Annotated in this window: 29 protein-coding genes, 1 tRNA gene and 2 pseudogenes; 22 read left to right on the top strand and 10 right to left on the bottom strand. The window is 43.0% G+C overall.

Going from position 1 to position 24870, the window contains the following annotated elements:
- Positions 1-58: 58 nt before the first annotated feature.
- The 5 genes from V7K21_RS13270 to V7K21_RS13290 all read left to right on the top strand — a co-directional run bounded on the left by V7K21_RS13270 (position 59) and on the right by V7K21_RS13290 (position 3336).
- Positions 59-1069 carry a YeiH family protein gene (locus V7K21_RS13270; RefSeq protein ID WP_335174891.1) on the top strand — a complete coding sequence of 337 codons (1011 nt, stop codon included), beginning with the start codon at positions 59-61 and terminating at the stop codon, positions 1067-1069.
- A 21-nt stretch (positions 1070-1090) separates the two neighbouring features.
- Positions 1091-1336 (top strand): TSUP family transporter, encoded by a 246-nt coding sequence (locus tag V7K21_RS13275; RefSeq protein ID WP_335174893.1) that lies wholly within the window; start codon positions 1091-1093, stop codon positions 1334-1336.
- 15 nt (positions 1337-1351) lie between these two features.
- Positions 1352-1600 carry a hypothetical protein gene (locus V7K21_RS13280; RefSeq protein ID WP_335174895.1) on the top strand — a complete coding sequence of 83 codons (249 nt, stop codon included), beginning with the start codon at positions 1352-1354 and terminating at the stop codon, positions 1598-1600.
- A gap of 331 nt (positions 1601-1931) precedes the next feature.
- Entirely contained in the window at positions 1932-2528 is a 597-nt protein-coding gene (locus tag V7K21_RS13285; protein ID WP_335174897.1) for a hypothetical protein, read from the top strand.
- 196 nt (positions 2529-2724) lie between these two features.
- Entirely contained in the window at positions 2725-3336 is a 612-nt protein-coding gene (locus tag V7K21_RS13290) for a hypothetical protein (protein WP_335174899.1), read from the top strand.
- Positions 3337-3521: 185 nt separating this feature from the next.
- Here V7K21_RS13290 and V7K21_RS13295 read toward each other — a convergent pair whose 3' ends face one another.
- Positions 3522-5084, bottom strand: coding sequence for an NAD(P)H-hydrate dehydratase (locus tag V7K21_RS13295; RefSeq protein WP_335174901.1), 1563 nt, complete (start codon positions 5082-5084; stop codon positions 3522-3524).
- A 402-nt stretch (positions 5085-5486) separates the two neighbouring features.
- Here V7K21_RS13295 and V7K21_RS13300 point away from each other — a divergent pair, with 402 nt between their 5' ends.
- The 7 genes and pseudogenes from V7K21_RS13300 to ylqF all read left to right on the top strand — a co-directional run bounded on the left by V7K21_RS13300 (position 5487) and on the right by ylqF (position 9821).
- Positions 5487-6689 carry a murein hydrolase activator EnvC family protein gene (locus V7K21_RS13300; protein ID WP_335174903.1) on the top strand — a complete coding sequence of 401 codons (1203 nt, stop codon included), beginning with the start codon at positions 5487-5489 and terminating at the stop codon, positions 6687-6689.
- Between the two features lie 65 nt (positions 6690-6754).
- Positions 6755-6827: transfer RNA gene (locus tag V7K21_RS13305), tRNA-Arg, on the top strand.
- A 327-nt stretch (positions 6828-7154) separates the two neighbouring features.
- On the top strand, positions 7155-7733 hold the full coding sequence (locus V7K21_RS13310) for a Uma2 family endonuclease (protein ID WP_335174905.1): 579 nt from the start codon (positions 7155-7157) through the stop codon (positions 7731-7733).
- Between the two features lie 273 nt (positions 7734-8006).
- Positions 8007-8195: pseudogene (locus V7K21_RS13315) on the top strand (DUF3370 domain-containing protein); the annotation flags it as partial.
- A gap of 24 nt (positions 8196-8219) precedes the next feature.
- Positions 8220-8493: pseudogene (locus tag V7K21_RS13320) on the top strand (DUF3370 family protein); the annotation flags it as partial.
- Between the two features lie 31 nt (positions 8494-8524).
- Positions 8525-8908 (top strand): VOC family protein, encoded by a 384-nt coding sequence (locus tag V7K21_RS13325; RefSeq protein WP_335174907.1) that lies wholly within the window; start codon positions 8525-8527, stop codon positions 8906-8908.
- Positions 8909-8939: 31 nt separating this feature from the next.
- A complete protein-coding gene (ylqF, locus tag V7K21_RS13330) occupies positions 8940-9821 on the top strand; it encodes a ribosome biogenesis GTPase YlqF (RefSeq protein WP_335174909.1) in 882 nt (293 codons plus the stop codon).
- 46 nt (positions 9822-9867) lie between these two features.
- Here ylqF and V7K21_RS13335 read toward each other — a convergent pair whose 3' ends face one another.
- Together V7K21_RS13335 and V7K21_RS13340 are read right to left on the bottom strand one after the other, a co-directional pair.
- Positions 9868-10512, bottom strand: a complete 645-nt coding sequence (locus V7K21_RS13335; protein WP_335174911.1) for a tyrosine-type recombinase/integrase — start codon at positions 10510-10512, stop codon at positions 9868-9870.
- A 228-nt stretch (positions 10513-10740) separates the two neighbouring features.
- The gene (locus V7K21_RS13340; protein ID WP_335174913.1) at positions 10741-11028 is read right to left on the bottom strand and encodes a hypothetical protein; all 288 of its coding nucleotides are present in this window, start codon (positions 11026-11028) and stop codon (positions 10741-10743) included.
- A 19-nt stretch (positions 11029-11047) separates the two neighbouring features.
- On the opposite strand from V7K21_RS13340, the gene V7K21_RS13345 reads away from it, so the two are divergent.
- Positions 11048-11242, top strand: a complete 195-nt coding sequence (locus tag V7K21_RS13345) for a hypothetical protein (protein ID WP_335174915.1) — start codon at positions 11048-11050, stop codon at positions 11240-11242.
- A 244-nt stretch (positions 11243-11486) separates the two neighbouring features.
- Here V7K21_RS13345 and V7K21_RS13350 read toward each other — a convergent pair whose 3' ends face one another.
- The 5 genes from V7K21_RS13350 to V7K21_RS13370 all read right to left on the bottom strand — a co-directional run bounded on the left by V7K21_RS13350 (position 11487) and on the right by V7K21_RS13370 (position 14413).
- Positions 11487-12734 (bottom strand): hypothetical protein, encoded by a 1248-nt coding sequence (locus V7K21_RS13350; RefSeq protein ID WP_335174917.1) that lies wholly within the window; start codon positions 12732-12734, stop codon positions 11487-11489.
- Positions 12731-13093, bottom strand: coding sequence for a hypothetical protein (locus V7K21_RS13355; RefSeq protein ID WP_335174919.1), 363 nt, complete (start codon positions 13091-13093; stop codon positions 12731-12733). The genes V7K21_RS13350 and V7K21_RS13355 overlap by 4 nt, the downstream gene beginning before the upstream one ends.
- Before the next feature lie 117 nt (positions 13094-13210).
- Positions 13211-13414, bottom strand: a complete 204-nt coding sequence (locus tag V7K21_RS13360) for a hypothetical protein (RefSeq protein ID WP_335174921.1) — start codon at positions 13412-13414, stop codon at positions 13211-13213.
- Positions 13415-13502: 88 nt separating this feature from the next.
- Positions 13503-13871 carry a hypothetical protein gene (locus V7K21_RS13365; protein WP_335174923.1) on the bottom strand — a complete coding sequence of 123 codons (369 nt, stop codon included), beginning with the start codon at positions 13869-13871 and terminating at the stop codon, positions 13503-13505.
- A 176-nt stretch (positions 13872-14047) separates the two neighbouring features.
- Positions 14048-14413: a hypothetical protein gene (locus tag V7K21_RS13370; RefSeq protein WP_335174924.1), complete on the bottom strand. Its 366-nt coding sequence runs from the start codon at positions 14411-14413 to the stop codon at positions 14048-14050.
- Between the two features lie 354 nt (positions 14414-14767).
- Between V7K21_RS13370 and V7K21_RS13375 the strand changes: the two genes are divergently transcribed.
- Positions 14768-15157, top strand: a complete 390-nt coding sequence (locus tag V7K21_RS13375) for a hypothetical protein (RefSeq protein ID WP_335174926.1) — start codon at positions 14768-14770, stop codon at positions 15155-15157.
- A 75-nt stretch (positions 15158-15232) separates the two neighbouring features.
- On the opposite strand, the gene V7K21_RS13380 is transcribed toward V7K21_RS13375, so the two are convergent.
- Positions 15233-15664: a KGK domain-containing protein gene (locus V7K21_RS13380; protein ID WP_335174928.1), complete on the bottom strand. Its 432-nt coding sequence runs from the start codon at positions 15662-15664 to the stop codon at positions 15233-15235.
- Between the two features lie 133 nt (positions 15665-15797).
- On the opposite strand from V7K21_RS13380, the gene V7K21_RS13385 reads away from it, so the two are divergent.
- The 4 genes from V7K21_RS13385 (at position 15798) to V7K21_RS13400 (ending at position 19585) form a co-directional block, all read left to right on the top strand.
- Complete coding sequence (locus V7K21_RS13385; protein ID WP_335174930.1) at positions 15798-16055, top strand: hypothetical protein; 258 nt, start codon at positions 15798-15800, stop codon at positions 16053-16055.
- A 56-nt stretch (positions 16056-16111) separates the two neighbouring features.
- Positions 16112-16318, top strand: coding sequence for a hypothetical protein (locus tag V7K21_RS13390; RefSeq protein ID WP_335174932.1), 207 nt, complete (start codon positions 16112-16114; stop codon positions 16316-16318).
- Between the two features lie 29 nt (positions 16319-16347).
- Positions 16348-16749 carry a hypothetical protein gene (locus V7K21_RS13395; RefSeq protein WP_335174934.1) on the top strand — a complete coding sequence of 134 codons (402 nt, stop codon included), beginning with the start codon at positions 16348-16350 and terminating at the stop codon, positions 16747-16749.
- A 223-nt stretch (positions 16750-16972) separates the two neighbouring features.
- Positions 16973-19585 carry an AAA family ATPase gene (locus V7K21_RS13400; protein ID WP_335174936.1) on the top strand — a complete coding sequence of 871 codons (2613 nt, stop codon included), beginning with the start codon at positions 16973-16975 and terminating at the stop codon, positions 19583-19585.
- 122 nt (positions 19586-19707) lie between these two features.
- Here the strand turns inward: V7K21_RS13400 and V7K21_RS13405 are convergent, their stop codons facing one another.
- Positions 19708-19974 (bottom strand): hypothetical protein, encoded by a 267-nt coding sequence (locus tag V7K21_RS13405; RefSeq protein WP_335174938.1) that lies wholly within the window; start codon positions 19972-19974, stop codon positions 19708-19710.
- A 365-nt stretch (positions 19975-20339) separates the two neighbouring features.
- On the opposite strand from V7K21_RS13405, the gene V7K21_RS13410 reads away from it, so the two are divergent.
- The 4 genes from V7K21_RS13410 (at position 20340) to V7K21_RS13425 (ending at position 24846) form a co-directional block, all read left to right on the top strand.
- Positions 20340-20645 (top strand): glucose-6-phosphate dehydrogenase, encoded by a 306-nt coding sequence (locus tag V7K21_RS13410; RefSeq protein WP_335174940.1) that lies wholly within the window; start codon positions 20340-20342, stop codon positions 20643-20645.
- A gap of 2 nt (positions 20646-20647) precedes the next feature.
- Positions 20648-23557, top strand: a complete 2910-nt coding sequence (locus V7K21_RS13415) for a hypothetical protein (RefSeq protein WP_335174942.1) — start codon at positions 20648-20650, stop codon at positions 23555-23557.
- A 2-nt stretch (positions 23558-23559) separates the two neighbouring features.
- A complete protein-coding gene (locus V7K21_RS13420; RefSeq protein ID WP_335174944.1) occupies positions 23560-24369 on the top strand; it encodes a hypothetical protein in 810 nt (269 codons plus the stop codon).
- 108 nt (positions 24370-24477) lie between these two features.
- Positions 24478-24846: a hypothetical protein gene (locus tag V7K21_RS13425; RefSeq protein WP_335174946.1), complete on the top strand. Its 369-nt coding sequence runs from the start codon at positions 24478-24480 to the stop codon at positions 24844-24846.
- Positions 24847-24870: the final 24 nt, after the last annotated feature.

Below are 24870 nucleotides of genomic sequence, written 5' to 3' on the forward strand. Positions count from 1 at the left end.
GTTTGTTTCTATGATTTAAACCACTTAGAGTTATACCAACCCTTAATACGAGGTTGATATGAAACAAAATATTAGGACGAACAAGAGAGTGCAGATACTGCAACTAAGTTCAGAACAAAAGCTGCTGTACCGAAAAATTGTATTCCTCTTAGCGGCTGGATTTTGTCTAACTCCTTGGGCTTCACCACCAATAGCACTAATGTTGGGGATTTTTTTGGCACTGACTCACGAGAACCCATTTCATCGGATTAGTCGCCCAGCCGCTAAATATTTACTAGAAGCGTCCGTAATTATGCTGGGCTTTGGGATGAATTTAGCAGTTGTGCTAAAGGCAGGTGCAAGCGGTGCTTTGTTTGCCGTTGGTAGCATCAGTGCAACCTTCATTCTTGGTTATTTTCTAGGGAAATGGTTGAAGATTCCAATCATTGCCTCTGCCTTAATTTCAGCCGGAACAGCTATTTGTGGCGGAAGTGCGATCGCAGCTGTTAGTTCAGTAATTAACGCAGCAGAAAGCGAGATTTCTGTAGCAATGGAGACGGTCTTTGTCCTCAACGCTGTTGCTTTATTCGTATTTCCACCTCTAGGACACGCGCTGCACTTGACTCAGGCACAATTTGGAACCTGGTCGGGTATAGCAATCCATGACATTTCTAGTGTGGTTGGTGCAGCATCACATTATGGTCAGAGTGCGCTATATACAGCCACAGCTGTCAAACTTTCCCGCGCTTTATGGATTGTACCTATCTCAGCAGCAGCAAGCTATGTATTTCAGCGTCAGCAGGCAAAATCGGGTAAGAGTGTGATCCATAAACCCCAAATACCCTGGTTTATTGGCTTCTTTATCCTTGCTTCTGTAGTGCGGACTTTTATCCCGGAAGTTGCTTCTTGGTCGCCAGTGGTAACACACGTCTCAGAAGCGGGTTTGACGCTAACGCTGTTTCTAATCGGTGCAGGGCTATCGCAACGGATGTTGAAAGCGGTTGGTTGGAAACCGATGCTTCAGGGGGTAGTGTTGTGGATATTTATTAGTGCTACTTCGCTTGGTGTCATTGTATTAGTTGTGCATTAGTAAGAAATAATAAAAGTGACTATGACGAACATTTTGCTTTATTTACTGTTGGGCGTATTAGCAGGATTCTTAAGTGGGCTGGTTGGCATTGGTGGAGGGGTTTTAATTGTCCCGGTGCTGGTCTTTTGGTTTGGGTTATCACAGCACGAAGCACAAGGTACAACATTAGCCTTGTTAGTACCGCCTATTGGGTTGCTTGGCGCGTTGACATACTATAGACCTCTTGCAAAAGTCTCAAATGCATGGCTGCCAACTTCATTGATGTAGAAGGCACTCTAGCCGATGTCCAGCACCACATTAAAGCAGGTCAAGCCATCTGTGCTGGCTTGTTGGGTGGTAAATGGCGGAGCAAGGCCAATATCATCGGTTCTCAGTGGCTACTACTCGACATCGATTCGGCAAGTCTGGGAACCTGATTTAACTTTCTTAGAAGACTTGGACTCTATTGATATTACCGGAGATAAACAACTCAAAAAAAGTGCTGCGGCTCGTTATGCTGCCGAGAAACTACACATTTGCCGACATTTTTAGAGGTAAAACCCTGTTATATGGTAAATGGCGAGATATGAATTTTTATAGTTTAAGTAATGATATTTTTCAAATAATTCGCACTAACTAGTCCAATTGGAGAATTGTCATACTCAAAATGATAAAAGTCTATACTTACGTGTTAAAGAATAAGTTTATGTATAACAATGCTTATCATTACTTTTAAATAAAACTGATAAGCTATGCACTACCCACTATTTAATAGTTAGATTCAGGTAGTGACACAATGTCTTCATCCATATTTTACTAAATTTTATATATTGTTAATTGTAAACAACGTTATAGCGTTGAAATTTATAAGCAAAAGTGAATAATGCCCCCTATTCAACTGATCTACACCAACGTGTCTAAGTTTCAGTTTAGTTTTTTAGTAGGCTTAATCAGCGCCCTTAGCGCCTGTGTTAATCTACCAGCAGTAGCTTTACCAGGGCAAGATGCTGAGACAGTTATGCGATGGTCACATGATCATCAGTTGATTGCTTTCCTCATGCCTAGCATCAAGTTACAAGCGGGAGAACCCGATTTGTTCTCTACATCTAAGTGCCTTTGCAAGGAGTTAAGTTTTGACGTTTGGGCACCTAATGGCCTGGTGATCCAAGAAATGATCGATTATCGATCTAGTGATACGTCTTTCAATTTCGATCCAAACAATTCCGCCGGAATTAATCTGATTCGACAAGTGTACGATTCTGCGATCGCTCAAGATTTTTCATCTTCTACCCTGATATATAAGAGAAACGATAACACTCCCAGACCCAGTTTTTACCGAGGTAAGCGCTACGGGTATATCACGCTACACTTTCTTGATCGCCGCCGCCAAAATATAACTCAGCAACGCGCTGTGTCACAGCTAACATTAGTGCCTCTGGGCCAACTAGAAAACGAAATTCAACTTGATAAAAAAATCTAGGGTTATTTCCTCGACTTCGATAGTGTGAACTATTTCAAGGTCACATGGCGGCTGATTGCAGTAGACATTGGTCTATTCTTGCTTCTGGGTTGCGGCTGAGTCTAATGCATAAGCTAACTTCACTCATTCCTAACCCCGCTATCCTTAAATGGGGTTTCCTTACAAATACTGTTCATAGCAATAAACAAGCAAAATCATGAAACTTCTTAAATTAGTAAGCATGTTCCTGTTAACAGGAGCATTTGTAAGCGCTCAGACTATTATCAGCATAACTTTTCCACAGCCTGCTGCCTCACAGTCCACTAATCGCAGTAAAGCGATTGAAGTACCATTTAAAGTTTGCTACTCATCCGAAATATGGGTGCGTCCTACTAAAGCAGAACAAATAAAGTTTCTGCTGTCTAAAAAAAGATATGGTGATGTAACTAAGGAACCTGAGCGTTATGAAAGATGGTTGAGGTATAATATTTTTTCGTTTACAATTTTTGGTGGTAGTGCGTTTGCTGATTATCATTATCTTGCGGGTTTATGGACACCCATAGGTAATCGTGTATGGCAATGTGGTGAATCAAGGCATAAAATTAACACTGGAGAGATAGCTGAAGTCTGGGTTTTGCTGTACAAAGTAATAAGTATCAACTGGGTAGGCAATCACTATCTTATGGTAGTTAAGCCTACAGAAAAAGGTTTTCAATATATTCAATTATCTAGACGAGAGCATCAGGATTCACTTCCATTAAAAGTCGTTACTGAAGACGGTAGTGAGATGAAAGTATTACCCTTTTCACCCAAGTCGTTTGGTTCATAACTCAAGTTACTAGTTATATGATTACGGAGTCAAAAAATGCCATTTAAAAGCACAAATGGACAAAGAAAAAGGGAACGCTTATATCCGACTATATGACCAAGCATTGTTACCTTAGCAGACTACTAATGGTTGCCTGTAATTTTTATTTTTGGGTCTGGACTTTTAGAGTCATAGTTAGAAGCCATTTAATTGTTTAGAACTTTTATCAAATATTGTGTCAATGTAAACGCATCTACACCCAATTCGCTACGCTCTTGGGCGGCTATTATACCGGCTTGTGAATGCCACCAAGCGGCAGTTGCCACAATATCTTCTACGGGAATCTGTTTAGTTGCTGCTTGCGCCAACAATCCACCCAGTAGCCCAGTTAACACGTCGCCGCTACCGCCACGTGCCAAGGCGGGTGTGCTTTCAGGAACAATCCAAACGGCACCTTCAGGGTTTGCGATCGCAGTTCTTGCCCCTTTCAACAACACTACAGCCGCGCAAAGTGGGGCTGCTTCCCTTACTGCTTGCACCCTGTCATGTTTGGCATCGGGGACATCAGGAAACAATCGCTCAAATTCGCCAGTGTGGGGTGTGAGTACGGTTATGGCAAGACGTTTGTTTAGCGTGGCGATCGCTCCCATTTGTGCCAGGATATTTAAACCATCGGCATCGAGAAGTAAAGGGCGATCGCTTTTTATGACTTCTTCCACAATCGGAGTAGCATCTCGTGTTAAACCGGGGCCACAGGCGATCGCATCAAAGGAACTTAGATCGGTTTTTTCTGGTAGTTGTAGGTGGGCGATCGCTCCGCTTTCCGTCTCTGGACAACCGACAATTAACGCTTCTGGCAAGTGTGACACCAAAAGAGATTTCAGCGATTCGGGTACCGCAATCGAAAGCATCCCTACACCACTAGCCCTAGCACCCAAACCACTTAAAATTGCTCCACCTGCATAGCGCCGCGAACCGCAAATCAACAGTAAATGTCCTTCTTTATATTTGTGGGTGACTGCTGGACGAGGTAGAGGTAAAGTAGCAAGTGCCGTTGCTGATGTAATACGTTTAATCCTGGGTGCATCTTTGAGAACAGCTTCTACATCAGCTAAAGGAATATCGAAATCGATTAACTCAGCTTTGCCGAGATATTCCAGCGCCTGATCTTGGAAGAAAGCTAGTTTCCATAAACCCAAGCAAAAAGTGTGACTGGCGCGAATCGCGGTTCCCAATACAACGCCAGTGTCGGTGTGTAAACCTGAAGGTAAATCGATGCTATAAATCGGCACAGACAATTCATTTAGCTGATTAATTGCAGAGGCAATGGGATCAGTGAGGTTTTTTTCTAAACCATACCCAAACAACCCATCAATCAACAAATCAGAATCTGGCAGTTGCTCAATTGTTTGATAAATTGGAATGCCCAAACTCTGAGCATACTGCAAGTGCTGCGAAGTTAATTCCTTAAGCTTAGAGAAAGGAGAATAAATCCAAACCTCATACCCGCGAAAGTGTAATTCACGGGCTACTACTAAAGCATCCCCGCCATTATGACCGGGGCCAACAAGAATTCCAACACCAGAAGGAACATCTCCCTTTTTAAGGGGATTTGGGAAGATATCTTGGATGCGACGGGCAATTAATCCTGCCACCTTTTCCATCAAAGCTACTACAGGCATTCCTGCTGCAAAGATCCGCTCTTCAATATCGCGCATCTGACCAGCAGTCACTACCACTTGCGAAATTTTTTCTTTCTTGTTCTGCATCAGTCCTGAGTGCTGAGTTATGAGTTTCACTAAACAAGAGGTTCACTACTTTACTCATCAGCTTACCTTGGATCTGCTTATCACCTAGCAACTTTTCACTTTGCTGACTGACGTTATTTGAGTAAATCGCGGTAGTCGATCAATTTATTAGTACAGTTTTGCGTAAAAGCCTAACGTTCTTAATGCAGGGGGACGCATTGGCATTGCAGAGGAACGCATTAATAATGCAGCCGACTACATTAACATTGCAGGGGGACGCATTAACATTGTATCAAGATGCATTGGCATTGTAAGGTATTGCCAAATTTAATTCGCTTTTAATAATGTGTTGGAGTAAGTGAATCAGATTTTGGGAATAATCCTCATAGGTTTGTAAGCATCATTTTGGTTTGGCTGCACACTATGAGAGCGCGATTTATCGGAAAAGAGCAGATTTTTAGCTGTTTATCTATTGCATTTTGCTGCATTTTATGGATTTATTTGGCATTAATTCCAGCCCACGCAACGTCCACAGAGTCTATTGATACTTTGCGACAACAGCAGCAACAAACAAATCAGCAGCATCAGAGTCTGGTTAACGATCGCGATCACTTAACAAATCTCCAACAAGAGGCCCAAAAACACCTCACTGGTTTAAAGCAAAATCTGCAAACCACAGATAGCTACATTCAAGAGAGCGAATCACGATTACAACTCGCCACCCAACGCCTCCAGCAGTTAGAAGCTGATTTAGCTGTAGCGGAACGTGACTATGAGGAGCGGCAAATAGCAACAGTAGCACGATTGCGTTATCTCCAGCGATCGCCTGCATCTGTAGGATGGGCAGTTTTGCTCCAAAGTGAAAATATCAGCGATTTTATCAGCCGCCGTCATCAGTTGAAGTTAGTGTATCAGGCAGACCAGAAAATTTTGGTAAAACTCAACGTTCAAGCAAACCTGATCAATAAACAGAAGACGGACGTTGAACAGCAAAAAAACGAAATTGCTTTGATTCGTGAGCAACTATTAGCACAAAAAGCCGATTATCAAACTCAGGCGCAGTCACAATCAGAATTGATTCAACGCCTCAATAGCGATCGGCTAGCCTTGGAAGCGGCGCAAAACCAGCTAGAGAGGGAATCCAAAAATCTGGAAGTCTTGATTCAACAAAAGGTAGCAGAAGCTACAGCAGAAGAAGCCCAAGCAAAAACCAACGGCCAGACAAGCATGATCATTCGCGGAACTGGTGTAATGGCATATCCTAGCGACGCTCCTACTAGCAGTCCCTTCGGCTGGCGGATACACCCAATCCTCGGCTATCGTCGCTTTCATGCCGGGTTAGATTTTGCCGCTAGCTATGGTAGTACAATTCGGGCAGCCGATTCAGGAAGAGTGATTTTTGCTGGGTGGTATGGTGGTTATGGCAGAGCTGTAATTATCGACCACGGCAATGGTATGACTACACTGTACGGTCATACCAGTGAGTTGTATGTTACCGAAGGACAAGCAGTTGAACGCGGACAAGCGATCGGTGCTGTCGGTTCTACAGGTTTCTCAACTGGCCCCCACCTCCACTTTGAAGTTCGTCGCAATGGTACACCAGTAGACCCAGCTAATTTTCTTTAACTCAGAAGCCAAGTTTCTCTAAGCTGCAAACTTGATCACAGACATGCTATAATATAAAAGGTTAAGGGCGCGTAGCTCAGTGGATAGAGCAACAGATTCCGGTTCTGTGGGTCGGGGGTTCAAATCCCTCCGCGCTCGTTACCTTTACAAGACTAACCGCAAAATCGAGAGGTTATTTTCTCTCATCGGATAAACCTGATTTACCCTACGAGACAGAATGGTAAACGGATAGTCTGCAATACAAAAATTAGTGTACGTATGTGGTGAGTGATATAACACTATACGGGAGATTTTGTTTTCTCATTCAATCTCTCACACCTATACCTACCCCAAACTTTTTTAAAAAATAAAACAACGTCGCATTTGTTGGCAGGAATTCCTAAAGTAGAGGTAGAGGCTAAATCTTCCCTATTTAGCAGCGCATGGGTTTGATGCAACTAGGATTTTTGTGGAGCGCAATTAATTATGACTGCTTTAACCTTACAATTACCTCCTAATTTGCAATTTACTGATGAGGAATTTGCACAAATTGTAGCCGTGAATAAAGAATTACGACTAGAGTTAACTGCTGAAGGGGAATTAATTATCATGTCACCTACTGGGGGAGAAACGGGAAACCGTAATTTTGATTTATTAGGTCAGATATGGTTTTGGAGCAATCAAAATAATTTGGGAAAAGCTTTCGATTCTTCTACTGGGTTTAAACTGCCAAATGGGGCAACTCGTTCACCTGACGCTTCTTGGATAAGGATAGAAAGATGGGATGCTCTTACCCCAGAACAAAGAAAGAAATTTCTCCCTTTGTGTCCTGATTTTGCAGTGGAATTAGTTTCTGAGACTGATGATGTAGAAGATACTAAAGCAAAAATGGAGGAATACTTAGCAAATGGCTTACAACTTGGTTGGTTAATTAATCCTAAAGATAAACAAGTAATAATTTATCGCCCAAATCTTGCACCGAAAGTTTTACAATCTCCCACAAGTTTATCGGGTGAAGATGTTCTTCATGGTTTTATTTTAAATTTACAGCAGATTTTTGCATAGATGACTGATTATCTTGATTTTATTTCTACAATCACTGAACGTTCTCAAATTCAAATTTTTATAAATATTACGCACTTGTGGTCATGCGATCGCTTAAACCATCGACACTCCCTTTGAACATCAAAGCCGCATACTGAACTTGGCACTACACTTAAAATTTAACAGCGATGGCTGCGCCCGCCGTAAGCATCGCATTCTCCGAAATTCGCTTCCAGGAAGTTGTAGTAATAACTTGTTATATTTGACACCACAGCTTTCTTGACGCTCAAATTTATGCTAGCTAAATTACCATCACCTCTATTCATACTTCTATTAGGATTTGGCATAACTCAAACCAATGGAAGCACAGCTGATAAAGATAATTCAGCGATCGCTCAAACTTCACCTCAGTCAGCACCCCAAGAAATTGTGCAACCAGGAGAAGTTCTGGCTCTACCAGGTGAGTTGGATAAAATACCCGTTTTTAACAGTAATAGCCCAGAATGGATTAAAGAAGATAAATTATCTCAAGGTGGTGTGCGTTTTCGCAAACCATCCCTAGATTTTCCTTTCTTCCGTGGTACAGTGCGGCTACTTTGATGACCAAGGTCAACAAAAGACGCGCTATGTACATCTATGGCACAGAACTGGTCAGGTCTTAGAACCATTGGTGCAGCTTGTACTTCCACCTTCGACTAAGCGGATAGTACAGGTAGATGTGATTTATCCACCAGATTCGACACCACCGCAAGTCCTGAGTGTAAGAACTTTAGAAAAGTGATCTCAAAAAAATCAAATAACTTAAGGCTTATATGATTTTCCAGTACACTAACGCATTTGTCACCATAGCATCGGTTAATTGTGAGGAGTTAGTGAATTTCTATACTAGATTTCTGGAGCAAAAACCAATTATTTTGATTCCGAATATCTATGCTGAGTTTAATTTGGTTGGTATGCGATTAGGTATTTTTAAACCCAAGAACACAAATGAATCGGAATTTGAAACGATTGCCAAAAGTAAGATAAGTTTGTGTTTAGAGGTGAGTAACTTAGAAGATGCGATCGCTCACCTAACTGCTTTGGGCTATCCTCCACCAGGCAATATTTCCATTGCTGACCACGGCAGAGAAATTTATGCTTATGACCCTGATGGCAATCGTCTGATTTTACATCAAGCCATAGTGAATGATAATTGATAAGTAATAATAATTTATTTGGTAATTGACTATGGCTATAACTCAAAACTATAGATTAAACCTGATTCAATGGTATCCAGGTCACATTGCTAAAGCTGAAAAGAAGCTCAAAGAACAGCTTAAGCGCGTAGATGTAGTGTTTGAGGTGCGAGACGCCCGGATTCCCTTAGCGACTCACCATCCCCAAATAGGCGAGTGGGTGGAGGGTAAAAAACGGGTGTTGATACTTAACCGAGTAGATATGATTACGCCGCAAATGCGATCGCTGTGGATAGATTGGTTTAAACGTCAGGGAGAAGTCCCTTATTTTACCAACGCTCAACATGGTAAAGGTATAGCAGAAGTGGCACGGGCAGCGCAAGCCGCTGGGGTAGAACTTAATCAAAGAAGAAGCGATCGCGGGATGTTACCCCGTCCAGTGCGGGCTGTGGTGATTGGTTTTCCCAATGTTGGCAAATCAGCTTTGATTAACCGTCTGTTAGGAAAGCGAGTAGTGGAAAGTGCAGCCCGTCCTGGGGTAACTCGCCAACTGCGCTGGGTGCGAATTTCCGAACATTTGGAATTGCTAGATGCTCCTGGTGTCATCCCTGTAAGGTTGGAAGACCAAGACGCAGCTTTGAAATTAGCCATTTGTGATGATATCGGTGAAGCATCTTACGATAATCAGCTAGTAGCAGCAGCCCTAGTGGATTTACTAAACTATTTGGAAGCTGTAGCCACAGATTTGTTACCAAAAAAACCATTACAGTCCCGTTACCAACTCGATTCGGTATCAGACAGCGGAGATACTTATTTGCACGCCTTGGCAGAGCATCGTTACAAAGGTGATATAGAGCGTGCTGCAAGGCAACTTTTAACAGATTTTCGCAAGGGGTTGTTGGGTGAAATGAGTTTGGAATTACCACCTAATTAGATTGCAAGCACTTTTAACTTGTTTTTGAGTAGCAGATGAGTAGTATTCAAAAATCTGGGCACTCTGCCTTGGTGACATCTGGGTGACAGTAGTACTTCAAGACCGCTTCGACGTTATCACCGAGCCAGTAAGCTACCTTTTCAGGAGATGCCCCAGAAGCGATCGCCCAAGTGGCGAAAGTATGTCGAGTGCTATAAGCCTTTAAGTAAGGAACTATGCCTTGGTCAGCTAATTCTGCGACTACACCGTTATAACGATAGCTTTTGCTGTCGTGTGCCCTCCAGCATTTATCCAAGATGTTTAAATTCATTCTCCGTCCTGCTTTACTTTTAAAAATCAATCCTTTTGGGTCTGGGGCGTCGGGTTGAATTTCTAAAAGTAGGGATTGTAGTTTTGATCCTTTTTTGCAAGGGAAAACCCGCCGTCTGTTATTCTTAGTGCCTTTGAGAACGCAAACACGAGAGGCATAAGCTTTTGTGATAGAAATGCGTGTGCATTGGCGGCTGATGTCGTCCCAGGTCAGGGCAAAGGCTTCTCCAAGTCGGCATCCAGTCCAGAACAAAAATTTAATCAGGCTGCTATAGTGCGAGAATTTCAAGTGAGACTCAAAAGCCGTGATAATTAAATCCCGCTGCTCCAAGGTATAAGCTTTTTGCTCATTTTCGTTACTAGGATTTTTGGGCTTTGGCAACCGAATTTTTTCAAAAGGATTAAAATCAATCAAGCAAGAATCAACACTCCATTTACAGCACCTGGAAAAAGCTGCAAGCGCCTTGTATGCAGTGTGATAACTATAGTTTTTTAATAGTAAATCTCTAATTGTTGCAGCTTCCTTAAGGGACTGAGTTGGTAAGCCAGCAATGATTTTCGTTATTTGTTTATAGTCACTTTCTAATGTTGAGCGCTCTAATTGTTGGCTTTAGAAATCTAAAAATTTAGCCCACAGTTCGTGCAAAGAAAATAGATGTACAAGTACTACAGGCTTTTTGTAATTTCCAAATTTATATAGTTCTAGTGTGGGGTCAAAGCGATTCAATGCGATATCTCGCTCTATCACTTCCTTGCGAGAACGAACTATATCCCAGTTAGTTTTACTACATCCCAGTCCTGTGTTGAGATAAAACTGCTTACTAAAACCCCGAACGCGAAAACGAATTATGAGTTTTCCGGTTTGCAGGTCAGGGCTGATCCATCGGTCTTCATCCATTATGTAACCTTCCTGTACCTTGGATAATAGTGATCGTCATTTCCTGTTACGAAAAAATCAGCATCAAGGACGCCAGCAAGGGTTAACGAAAAACGGCAATGGCCACGGCTCGGCTAAAAAATTGCACAAGGCGCGATCGCACTCGAAATCACCACAAATTAAACCAATTGGACAATCTTTCATCGCAGAGTTACAAATTATTAGGATTTTTTAAGTTTTTTAAACACCATAATTTTTGTCTACAGCAGTTAAAACCCGCTAGTTGAGCCAATTTTTGCCGTCTACAGTCGAATTTTTTGGGGTAAAAAACTGTAGACGGTGTAGACGCACTTTCGAGTAGTTATCGGCGATGTGTTGAGCGATCGCAGTTCAACTTAAGTACTGGTTATTTAATCGGTAACTTGGCATGTATCGCTTTGCCTACAGCCTGTAGATGGACTGTAGGCAAACTGTAGACGTTACTTCTGCCACCTCCAGCCGAGGCGATCGCCATTTCCTTCAACTTCCCCCAATCCCCTGTCAGCTAGGGACTGGAAGATAATTCTGATGTTCTCTGGGTCATCTTTCTTGAATGGTTGACTGTTGCGCTGAAGCGTCGCTGCTTTCAGAGTCTCCCTTGGATGCGCTTGTCCCCAAGCGACGATGATTTGCTCATATTCATTCAGGTCTTGGGTTAATCGCACCTCCTCACAATCCAGGTCGGAGGTTTCCGGCTGCACCCTTGCTCCGGTTCCCCAGTTGCTCAGATCAAGCTCACACGGGCAGTCATCGACCATAAACCGCTTCTTTCCACCAGCTTTCAACCACTGCTCTAACTGAGGATCTTTAAGTTTAGTCCTAGCGTAGTCGCGCCCAAACTGCCCTAATCTCACCAAGACAAAGCAGCTGTAAAGGATGTCTTTGTCACCTTGCAGTCCGAAGTTTTCGGCGGTGTCGTTTTGGGCCAAGGCACAAATGAACTGTTTATATCGCCTGCCCCGTTTGGCGTGGCGTTTTATCCAGTCGGTAGAATTTCCGCATTCGTCCACCAAAATCGGAAATTCTTCTGCGATCATGAATCGTTCTCGACCGGCGATCGCGTTATCTCCCCCCTCACCGCGCAATTGGACAAGCGACTCTAAGGTTTCAAGGTCATTACCCATCGCGGTGTCGATGGCTTTGAAATTTCCTTTACGCCCAATGACATCAGCTTGATCAATCCATGCCCAATCATCGGGCTTGGCGTCGGAATCATAGACAACGACTCGCCCACCGATTTTTGATGACAAGTATTGAGTGAAAGTCGATTTCCCGTCACCCGTGCCACCAACTAAAGCAACGTGTTTTTGTTTCTTCTGGATGTAATCAACTGGATCTGTTATCAGATTATCAGGTTTCCAGTTAGCATCAATAGCGCCAACAGTCAACGCTAACTCTGCTGTGGGCTGAGTTTTAGCACGGGCCCACGCCTGGAAGTTGAGCTTTGAGGCGCGGTCGATGTCGCCTAGAGATTCAAGCAGCAGTTTGGCAGTTTGGCGATGTCTGCGCCCTACTTCTAAAGTCCCAACCGATGCCGCTAGTATCCACGGCTTAGATTCAGGTTTTTGAGTTGCCCCCAAAAACAGTAAGCCGCAGCCCAGAGCTAAACTGCACCAAGATGACCACTTGGCACGGCTATACATCTGCAAGTGTTGGTGTAACTGGGAAGGATGCAACTCACTGCTCATATTCCTAGCAACACCCCCACAGCAACTAACCCAACCCGGAATAGGAGAATATCTTTCACCTCTGGCACGGCTTGCTGTAAGTAGATGACGACAAACCCCGCCATTCCTAACATCCCCATTACTCCCAAGCGGATAAACCAAGGGATGGGGATATTCACCCAACAGCTACTTAATAAAGCGGGAATCGCCACTGTAGAAGCAAGCTGATAAGCTAAGTCCAGTAGATTGTCTGGGAGGGCGATCGCATCTGCCCACCCTTTTTTGAATTCTTCTAGTTTGGATAGCTCGGCTGTACTAGTCACGGGGGAATAACCCCGGTCGCTGGGAACCTCGACGACAATTTTTTGCTCATCTGCCATACTGCACCTCGATTTTGAGGTAAAAAGGGCAATGGCGATTAATCTCTTGCTTCCATAGTGCTGCGAAAGCAATTACTAAAGCGGCTATGGTGCAAATTAGAATGGTTACTTGATTCACTACTGACCCCCTAGCAACTTATTCGCCGCATCCAGTACTATCTGCTGCTGTTGGGGGGTGAGTTTGTCATTGCCATCACAGTTGATTACTTCCATCTGAGTGCCAGCCCGGTAGAGAGCGTTATTCTTCAAATTCTGGTCATCTGTTGATCTGGCTTGGTCAATGTAACGTTTAACGTAGGATTTGTTGATGTCTTCTGTCATAATCTTGAATGTGTAGATGTGTGGTTTTCATTGTTGTGACCGCATGATGTGGGCGGCGATCGCAATCCTGGTAGATGGGCGATCGCCTTTAAAAATCGGCTTTGCTTGCAGTGGTTGAGTTGAAAAGGGTTACTAGCCATATCTGCCAACTTTTTCGCTTTTGTGGACTGACTTCAATCGGCTCACGGGTGTCAAGACAAACCCCGCGCCCGTCATTGAGTTTTATACAAAGGCTTTTCCCGCTTTTGCTTCGGGCAAACAGTTGACCAGGCTTTAAAGACTCAAAAGATATTTGAGTTCTTCCAACTACGTATTCAGCTTGATGAACATCAAAACCCTCGGAAAGTGGATCTGTTGCCATTTCTTTCCACTCTCTCGGTTTTCTGGTTTTAGGTTCAGTCCCGTTAGTGGATTTGCCATTAGTAGTAGCTCGATCTGTGGTTTGTTGGTCGGTCATAGTGCCTCGTAAATCGGTGATAAATGCCTCGTAAGTCGGTGATAAGTGCCTCGTAAGTTGGTGATAAGTGCCTCGTAAGTTGGTGATAAGTGCCTCGTAAGTCGGTGATAAATGCCTCGTAAGTCGGTGATAAATGCCTCGTAAGTTGCTCGATCCCAGCCCTGAAACGATAGCTTTTATTTGCCTAATCCCTGTGTAGTCTGGATTTGGGCGCTTTTAGTGTGTAGCGCTGCGGCGGTAACTTCGTCGAATAAGTCGTACAGATACTGTGTTCCCACTTCTCCTAAGTTGTCTAATAAGCCTGCTGTAATCCGTGCTGCCAGATCCAAAAGGTCGTCTTCTTCCAATCCGTCGCACCAGGCAATGACCTGTTCGGGGATATCTTCAAATCCCAATTCTTTCCTCTGGTAGGCAATGCTGGTCTGTTCGCGCAGTGCCAGGAAGATTAGGCAGTTTAAGCCGGTAGCTTGGGCGCGGCTAAAGTTCTGCTCAACGTGGGTGATGATGTCGTTTGGGTTTACGTCTGTTAAGCTGTTAGGCATTAAAAACCTCACTAATTTTCAACTGCTTTTTATCAAGAGCCAAAGGCGATCGCTGGCGCGTAGTGGTCGCTTTTTTCTTTTCTCAACTCCCAGCAGGTCTTTCATTTGCACTACGGCTACAGGCTGCTATCTCTGTCTGGTTGGGAGTTGGGTATTGGGCATTGGGCATGTTTCCCCTAGCAGGTCTTTGGCGTTCGCTCATTGCTGGCAGGCTGCTATCTCTGCCTGGTTTGGGGTGGTAGCTTTTATTTTGTATTTACGAAACTAATGCTAGTATACTGTAAAGACATAACCTGTCAACAGTTCTGTATATACAAAAAAATTCTGTAAAGATAAAATGGAGATGTCCTTGCGGTGAACACAAAGAATGGCACGACCCAAGCAGTTAGCAGAAGACTCGAAGTTGGTCAACGTAAGAATGAGCCAGGAGGACTGGTTGCACTTAGAGACAATAGCTCAATCAATGGGATTGACCCGATCGGAATTACTCCGCTCGATAGCTCAGGAGAAAATAACTCTAGGACAAGTGTCCGAGAAAAGTCTGATTCTGGGAAAATCCTTGAGCGTCTCGAACTGATAGAAAAAACTTTCTTGTCCTATGTCCACGGGCAGCAGAAACATTTTGAGACGCGTTTAGAAGAAAGCAAGGGAACAGAAACTCTTTTCAAAGAGGAAGTACAGGCACTTAAGGAAGAAATATATGATTTAGTTTCTACTGAAACACAAATAGAAGAAATTCTATAAGCCGTCTGCCATGTGGTAGACGGCTTTATTCATGGATATGTCGCCTACTGCCATCAGCAGGCGACGCATCTGTGACTATTCGGGATTGAGTTGCGATCGCAAATCTTCCAAGGGTGACTCTGGTTTTTTATCTTCTGGAGAAGATTTTTGCAAAAAAGCTTCTGGGTTGTCAGGAATAAATTCTAGCCGAAAACGGAATCGTCCCTTCTGCCAGCCTCCACCTTTAACGAGCAAAACCTCACACTTACAACCCTCTTCCGAAAACCATTCGTGATTTCCTGAATACTTAGAACTCATCCCTATAATCCAGTTAGAAATAGCTTGCATAAAGTCTTTGAACTTCAGCATCGGAGGTACGTTATTAAGCGGTGAAGAAAAATTAGATATAGCATCTTCATCATCCAGGTCAAATCTGTCTTCATAGCTGAAGTTGAATCTATATTTATCCTCGCTGATTTTTTTACTCTTATCGCTGGAGGCTGGTACTTCTTTTCTGTTATGACTCATTTTGATTTTCTCTTTGGCTACAGAACATGGCGGATCAAGCGCCAACTTGATCCGCCTTCCCTAATCTTTCCCACCGACCACCAAGGAATAAAACCAATGATCAGAAAGTGCGATCGCAGATGAGGAACAACCAATGATTAAACGAAGAATTTCATCAAAGCTAGTTGATGCGAGAATTCTAGCCCTCTATGAATTAGACCAATTTATTGACTACATCCGCACCATTCACCCAGAATTGAAACCTAATGAATCCGCAGTAGTAGCAGCCGTTGTATTGAATAACTTACCAAATCTGTTTCTCGAGAACCCCTTGTTAGTGGACGAACTCAAAAAGGTAGTAGCAATTGTAAAAAAACAAGTCAGTCACAATGCCCAAGGCTCGATGAACTAAAAAGCCACCCAAAGATAAGTGCGATCGCATGACCAATTACCAACTACAAAGACTTTATGAGTGAGCAAGAACCTTCTCAGATGCCAGACAAGAGCGAATTATTTCCGGACATAAATAAATACTTGCCACCTCCGCCAGAGTGGATCAACTTTGAACATCCCGACTTCCCCAAATACTTTTACATCGCCATTCTGGACGAAAACGGGGAAATTAAAACCTGGTGGCAGCGAATACCACAACATCTTTGCAGCAAATTCCCTTAAGCGATCGCTCAACTCTTAACTCCTAACTAATGGCGAATACAGCCCTAGCCCAATCAATAAGCCTCTTGATGGACTACATCAAAATCCAGATCCCAGCAATCACGTCTGACCAGCACGCCGAAAAGTTAGCGACTCAAATAATCGCGAGTCTACCTCAGTTATTTACAGAAAATCCAAAGATTTTTAGTCGTGTTTTGTCGATGACTCAATTTAAGCAGTCCATTGCTCAACTAGTAATTGACGAAGATTTCAACGCTCTAATAAATCAAATAGATGATCAGATGCGGCGGTTGAATTGGACAGATACCCAAGGGCGAGAGCATTTGCAGAAATTCTACTCTGTGCGATCGCGCTATTCACTGTCCCTTGACCAGTTGGATAACTTTCTGTTGTACCTGCAACTAACCGATTCCCCCGACCCCAATCCCTAGAATTGCGATCGACCCTTTCTAATCCCAGTGTTTCGATAGCAACTAAGTGATTGATCACACGCAAAAAAAAACTCACCAATTAGAAATTAGTGAATCCAATCAACAAAAAAAATAGGTAAAAAATGGATAAATATTTAAGAAGATTAGGCAGTAGGATAGCCGTCACTTTCTTATATTCTACCACATTAAACAACTCAAAACTAGCTAATCGGGGGACAAGAAAATGGTATTAGTCCCCTATTCGTACACTGAAGAAACAAGTTTTGAACCTGATAATAACAGGATACCACCGTGCGACATTGAAGCCGAAGAACAAGTATTGGGTGGGATATTGCTTGATGAAAACGCTATCTACAGAGTTAAAGACAGATTAAGACCAGAACATTTTTACATCGGGGCGCACAAAGATATTTACCAAGCCTGTCTTCGTGTTTCTAAAAAAGGAATACCAACAGGCGCACTGCATGTCACTAGCTGGTTGTCAGACCATAAGTTGTTAGAGAAGATTGGTGGAAGGAATAAAATAGCTACCCTTGTTGATAGAACGGTTAGCGCTGTAAACATTGATAGTTTCGCAGCTTCAGTTATTTTCAAAGCTACCCTTCGTGAAGTAATCAAAGGAAGTAACGAACTTGCTGCTTTAGCTTGCGACACCCAGACAGATTGGACGGATATTTGTGTAGCATTTGAAAAAAGAATTCAACCAATTTTCTCAGCGCCCCTATCACCAACAAAAGAAGAAAATGAAGAGTGGCACTACAATCAGTTAATAAATGAACTAGAAAATGTTTACCTAAAAACATCTAATCCTGGGCTGAAATTATACAGGCTCAATCAACTAGCTAATGCTAATCCTGAGATTAGAGGAGGAGTTAAAGGACTCGAAGACCTTTACATGAAATCGCTGTGCGCCACAGTTGAGCCACGTAAAAGTTTAGATCAACTCGAAGAAGAAGTGGGCACAGAGGGGAGGAAATGGCTTTTGGGAGGAATGCTTGCACAGGCAACCACGACACTTTTAATCGCTGATGGTGGTGTTGGTAAAACGAAGTTGCTTTATGACTTGCTCTACTCCATAGCTAACGGCGAAAACTGGAATGGCTTTCCTGCCACCTCCGATGGAAGGCGGGTTCTTATTTACCAGGGGGATGAGTCAAAACACGATATGCTTCAGGCTTTGAACAAACGCGGATTCAAGCCAGGCACAGAAGTTAGAGAAAGAACAGAAGTCCGGTTTGGCTGGAATACGGACGCTATGCCCACTCTTTACCAAGATGCTGCTGAGTTTAAGCCTGCGATCGTAATGATCGACTCCCTTACCTTTGCTAATCGCTATTCCCTTTATGACGAAAACAGAACAGAATACTCTCGCCCCATCTTAGAGTTAAACAAGTTTGCAGATGAAACTGGGATACACGTGGTTGTCGTTCACCACACCAACAGAAACGGACAAGCCAGGGGAGCCACCGCGATTAAGAATGCTGTTTCAGAAGTAATCAAGCTTGAGAAAGATACCAAGGAAGGGGCCAACGTTCAAGAGAAAATTCTCACGATTGAGAAATCGCGATCGCGCCGCTTCCCTGTAAGCTATCGCCTATTCTTTAATGAAGAGAGTTTTAGCTTCTCTCTATTAGAGGAAGTTGGACAAGAATTAGGCTCCTCAGATTTGCCCACCAAGGATCGCATCGTCAAATTTTTGCTTGAACACGCTAACACTAAGTATGAAGCTGAAGAGATAGCCCACCACATCAATACCACCTCTGGCAACGCTAGGCGCTGCTGCTTGCAATTAGCTAGAGACGGGATTATAGGCCTTGATGAGAAAAGCCATCGCGGCACAATCAAGCTGTATTACATTGCCCGTTATTCTCAAGACTGTAGTACAAAAAATCCGTTACCAAGCGCAACAATAACATCATCTCCGCGGATCATCTCTGAAAATGACTCAAATGCTTGCCAGATGGAGCCAAACGACGACAATGATGCTTTGTATCAAAACAATAGATCAACTAGTGCACAACTAATGATCATCTCAGATGCACAACTCCTTAACAATCCTGTAAGCCATGCAGAGAGAGCACCTTTATCCAATTGTAACGAAGATAATCATCTAAGTATGCCTGAAATCGCAAAAAAAATAGAATTGGAGATTGAAGAAAAAACGCGAAAAAACGATGTTTCGATGATCACCTCCGTTACAATTGCCGAAAACGTTTATCTGACAAGCGCTCCAAATTGTAACGAAGATGATCCGTCAAGGCGATCGCAAGGTGATCATGAGGTGATCACAGGCGATCGCGATCGCCTCGATGACAACAGCGACATACTACATCGGCCCAAACTGGCGGAACTTGGCTTTAAAACCAAAGATACGATCCGCGTCATTGCCTGCCCCGGCAGACCGGAACTGATTGGACGTGAAGAAACCATTGATAGACTTGACGATAAAACTATCAGGACTGCATCTGGATTATTCTTTGTAGCTGGAGAATTTGAGAAATGTTCCCCATCTAAAGCCAGTCCTACTTTTACCGTTTTGCGCGAAGGTGATATCTGCCACTGCTCCCTTCACAACAAAAAAGCCAAGATTCAGGAAATAATTGCCACCAAAGCTCTTGCTAAAATCATCCTTGCCGGTGATATCGATATAATCCGCGTGAAATTATCTGATCTCACGTTATTAACCTGGAAGCCTGAACCAGGCAGAACAGCTATGTATGGAGGAGAAGTAGTAAAAATTGTTGGGTTTAAGAGTGGTGGCAGGGAATTGCAGATAGAATACGCCTCTGGCAAGTGGGATCACGTTAAGCCAAATAAGCTCAGTAAACCTGATTGAAGCGGTTAATTATAGTTCGCCATTTGGTGATCAGCAACTCGAGGCGATCGCTCCGGTGAAATCCAAGCGCGATGGCTCAAGCGCCATGAGCCTCCGGCGATCGCAATCGATTTGTTGAGGTTTTAAGCAGCGACGGCAACAGGCGCAGACGTTGATTCATACTCTGCCAAAAGTTGCTCTAGGCTGGACAGCTTTGCTGCTGTGTCGGCTTTTTCCTGCTCGTCTTGACTTAAAGATGAAGATATCGCCTCAAGCTTAGAAGTCAATTCGGTGTTAGCCGCTTTTAGTTGGGCGTTTTCAGACCTCAGCTGCACATTTTCTTGGATGCTCGCGATCGCGTTTTGAAAGAAGCCGGTCAATTTGTCCAAAAAGTCGGGAGTCGTAGTCATGGGATGCCTCTGGTTTTTATACTCTGGTTCAGGATAGTAGATAAAAAGTACAATTGCCTAGTTGAAGGCCAATCGCGTGCAGCCTTAAGTAAAACCAGAATATCTTGACAAAAATTTACACTGTATTTTTAAATATAAATACGGAGAAAAGATGTAATGTAAATTAAACCGAGTTCTTGTTTAACCTCGCAAGAAAGCAAAACAGGTGTATTTCTCCATATTTATGACAGTTTTATCTCTACATCTGAGATATAGCGAAATTTGGAATGGGTAGAAACACTTCCGAAATTGCATACAACTGGAACATTTACTTATTTTCAACTAGCTAATAAAACAGAAGAGTAACTATTTAGAAACCTCTTCAGATGACGGCAATTAATATCGCAACTCAAATTCCCTCTCAGATCACAACTTTAGAACAATTGCACGCGTGGTCAGCACAAGCCCTATTTGCCATCAACTCAGGGTTAACAGTAATTGAAGGCGTGGGTTATACAGAACGCGCAGCCCAAGCAGGGACTTTTTGGGTGGCAGCAGATTCTAAAACAAGAATGATTTGTCGTTTGTCTCTGGAAGTTTCCCCGGATTATTTGAGTGCAACTGGTAAGCCCTGGACATTCATTCAACCACTCAGCAATACCGCTTTACCAGCAAGTTTTAGCGCAAATTAATTATGGCAGACAACCCACGCCAGTTTACTTCTTTAGATTACGCTAATGCTGACATGTATGGAGCGCTTACAGATAAACCTCCTACAGCTACCCCATTAAATTTGCCATTGGAAAATCTCAGTAGCAAAAAGCCCTCTGGTGGCATTTCTCCTGGAGAGGCGGCTTACTATAGAGAAGAGGAAGAGAGGCGGCGTTCTCTTTTTTTAGAACAAAAAGAAGCACAAGCATCAAGAGAGGCAGCATTAAAAGAACGTGAAATTGCTCGTAATCTCGCATTACAGCAAACAAAGTCGCCTGAATTAGAGAAACCATCAGTATCAGATAGAGATTATGAAAAAAACTTTCAGCCGTCAACTTCAACGCCAGATCGACAACCATCGCCATCTACCGGCGCACCACCCCCAACACCAAACAATACAGCAGCAAGAGCTAGCCCGCTTGTAGAACCAACAGCAACCCCAACAAGCGCAACGCTCAAAGAACCAATTTCATCATCGGCTGGGGTGGGTTTAGCAGAAGCATTGCCGCGCTCTTTACCTCAAGCAGCCGGCAGGCTTGTTGTTCCCGGTGTAATCGCCGGAGTCGATTTTGCAAGTCGAGTTGTTCACGGCCAGTCGATTGTCCAAGCTGCATCAGGAACAGGGGCGGTTTTAGTTGGTAGCGTCGCGCTTGAAATTGTGGGGACGGCTGTCGCTGGCCCTATTGGTGGAGTAATCGGTGGGATGGTTGGGGGAATAATTGGTGGAGATATTGCCAATTTTATTTGGTCGCAAACTCCCCCGGCTGGTACGGAACATTTAACTACAAATACTCCTAACTACCCACCCTTTAGAGGGGGACAAGCCCCAGGAGTTCAATACAGGGTCACCGGAAGTTTTGACGTAGTTTTACAATCACCTAGCGGGGAATCGTTATATGGAGAGAGAACAGTTGAAACAGTAGTTCCAGGCCCCATTGCAAGTATTGAATTTAAAAATGGGGGAATTGATGGCCCAATCGGGTTTGTAGTTACTTCAGATGTTTTAGATCAAGACGGGAATCCACAACATCAATTTCCTCAAGTAGGGCATCCAGCCCACACTATTGCTAGAAATCCCCATAATATTAAAGTTTCAAGAGTTGACGGAACAAACGAAGTCTATCCAGATTTAACAGCCCCCGCCCCTCCACCGGATAATCAACCTTATTATTTTGCTGGCGCTAGCGCATCATTAAACACTGACAATACCGTCCCTTCAGGTAAACCAGCTGCTGGGCTAAAAAAAGGTAAAAACCGTGATGTAGTACCAGGTATCCCTGCAAATAACACACCCAATAGCAATGCTTCGTTCTTTCCTGGTCATGGTGGGTTAGCCCCAAGTAAAAACCCAAATCCAACTCAAGTACCCTCAAATTTAGGAGGGGGATTACCTGCAATAAAACAACCACCTCCGCCACCTTTGCCCTTTGCTGAACCCGATGATATCCCCGCACCGCGCACAATTACTTTCAATACCCCAGGTGGGGGAACCGTAACATCAAGCAAAGGTGGTGGACTTGCTTTAGGTCCGCCGTCTTTTCCCGGTTCAACAGTTAAATACGATTCTCAAGGAAACGTTTTACCAACGGGTATTGATGGTGAAGATCCATATTCTTTTAAACCTAATCCTTTAGTTGCAAACCCATTAGTAGCAAACGGATTGCAACCAAGCGGGCTACCAACTACCACGGCTCCACATCCAATAAGTGATGCTCAATCTTCAGTACCGAAAAGTAACACAGTACCTAAACCAGAAACAAGCAGCCAAGCGGAAACACGCAAACAATCGGATAACAATGAAGCTACTAAAAAAGCAATAGAAGAACAAGTTAAAAAACTTATAGAAATAGGCGCTTTAATAGCTGGGCTAACACCAGTTATTAATGGAATCCCCGATGCAATTGCTCATAGTCCTACAGTCCAAGCCGCTAATAAAGCAACTACCCAAAATGCAGTATGCGAAATCGCTCAACCTGGGAAATGTTTAGGAAACGCTTTAGATAATTCTGCTGACAAAATCAATCAAAATAATGATAAAAATGCAAATAATATTTTAGATAAAATTAATACTGGGGCAAATGCTGCACAATTAGCACTTTTAGAATTAATTAATACTAAATTAGGAAATTTACTTCCAAACGGGGGAATATCTGCCTTCTTACAAAACTTCTTTGAAGGCTTTAATAAACTAACTGAATGGTTGCATCTTGATAGAGCGCTAAATATACTCACTTTTGTAATGACAGTACAAAATGTATATTTTTTGTGCGATAGCTTAAAAGTAGTAACCCTACAAATGATTAGCGATATGCTAGCTGTTGTAGGGATTAAAGATAAAGACAATAATCCTTTAAATCTTAATGAAATTCTGGGGCACGAGGTTGAAGAACTTTTAAAATCCATTCTGGGAGAAGAAGAACTAACAGGATTTAAAAAGGAATGGAAAGCTTTAAATCGGATTTATCAAGCCGCAACTAATACTTTATTTGCAATTCAGAACATGGTGTTTAGTGTTCTGCAAGCATTAGAAATTATTGGTTCATGGAATGCCTCTATTGGAAATGCCCTCAAAAAATATTTGGTAGTTGGGCAACATGCTTTTAATTGGATGAATCCTCAGCCTAACTTTCACAACAACTTTTTTAAATTCTTGGGTGAAGCTTTAAATGTCGTAACATCTTTAGATTTTGTTGCTCAATCAATTCTACAAGGCAGACAAGCTATAGATGATTTTGGGAAACAAACAGAGGAATTAAGTAAAGGCATGAGCGATGCCGCTGACGGTTTTAAACCTCCAGAGCATAAAGCAACGGCTGAAGCTGCAACAAATAGTACCAATGTCAGTAAATCACCAATTCCTAGCCCTGAAGAAGTTAAGAGTGTGCAAGATTAGCTATGGCTTTACCTGATGATTTTAGCCCAGCCCAGCATTTGCTAGAAATGCTAATTGGAACACATAATAGAACAGTCCAACAAACTTTTATTGGTGTTCCTGACGCAGATTTAGAACATCCTCTAGGAGGAATGAAACTTGCTTGTCTACTTGCAGAAGATGATACAGTAGACATGATTCTCCTCCGGTTAATGCTTTTCTGGTTTGAATTTAAAGGCAATCTTCCAGCGCCGCTGTATGCAATTCCTACAGAAGATTATCAATCCCGAATATTTACAGCCCAAAGACCAGAAGTTAAATTAATTTTTCGAGAGGACTACTCCACCTTTTTAGCAGAAAACAAGTTTCAACGAGCCAAAGCCGAAATTAGCTGGCGATTAGTTAACGAGACTTCTGCAACTATAAGCCAAAGTCAAGCTCACTCTATTGCTTTAAGAATTAAAGAAACTTTCGCAGAAGGAAATGGTTTTACTTGGGAACGTGGCCCATTGCAAGTTACTTACCGCGATTTACCGCATGGAGTGAGATTTAGCCTTTTTGTAGCGTCTCAAATAGAAGCGGTTCGAGTTATTGAGCGGGTTTTAGAAGTTGCGGGAATTACTTTTAATGAAGAACTAATTAGCGTCTCTAAAACCAATAAAAACTATCCAGTTGTCCCAGCAACTCATGAAGTTTACGGTAAAGCGGTTAAAGGTATCCGCCACCGTCCCCTTACTGACGTGTGTTTTTATCGGGCCGAGCTTCATGTTTATGGGCTAAGAAGCCCAATTAGACTTGTAGATTTGCATTACAGCGGTGAATCACTGGCTTAAAACAAAAATTTGCAAAACACATACACTGATATACCATTGTATTGTCTAGATTTGATAAAAAGTGCTGTTATGACTGGATTACAGACAAGTAGCTAAATCCTTTGGATAATGACAGCAATTACAGATTTGACTTGGCAACAGCTAGAGGATGCATCAGGAATTACGGGAGCGATCGCAGTTACAGGTGTCGGTGATGCCGCCAAAGTGATGATTGACGTCAGCTTGATTACTGGCACTCATATTGGGGCGTTATCCGCTGGTGGTGTGGTTGATTTTCTGATTAAACTGCGGGAATTTGCAGCAGCAGCACAGGTGGCTGCTAACACTGGTCAATCCGCAGGGGAAAAACTCGCGGCTTTCCCAACGTTAACCTATGGCAATTTGGGGTCTGACGGGAAGGTGCAAGTTCAAGGCAATATTGTGGCTAAGTTAGGAGTTTCGCCGCAAGTCTTGCACGCCCTTGGTACTAATTCCTAATAATTAAAACCATTTAAGAAATTA

The sequence above is a fragment of the Nostoc sp. genome, from assembly GCF_036919595.1.
Taxonomy (GTDB): domain Bacteria; phylum Cyanobacteriota; class Cyanobacteriia; order Cyanobacteriales; family Nostocaceae; genus Nostoc.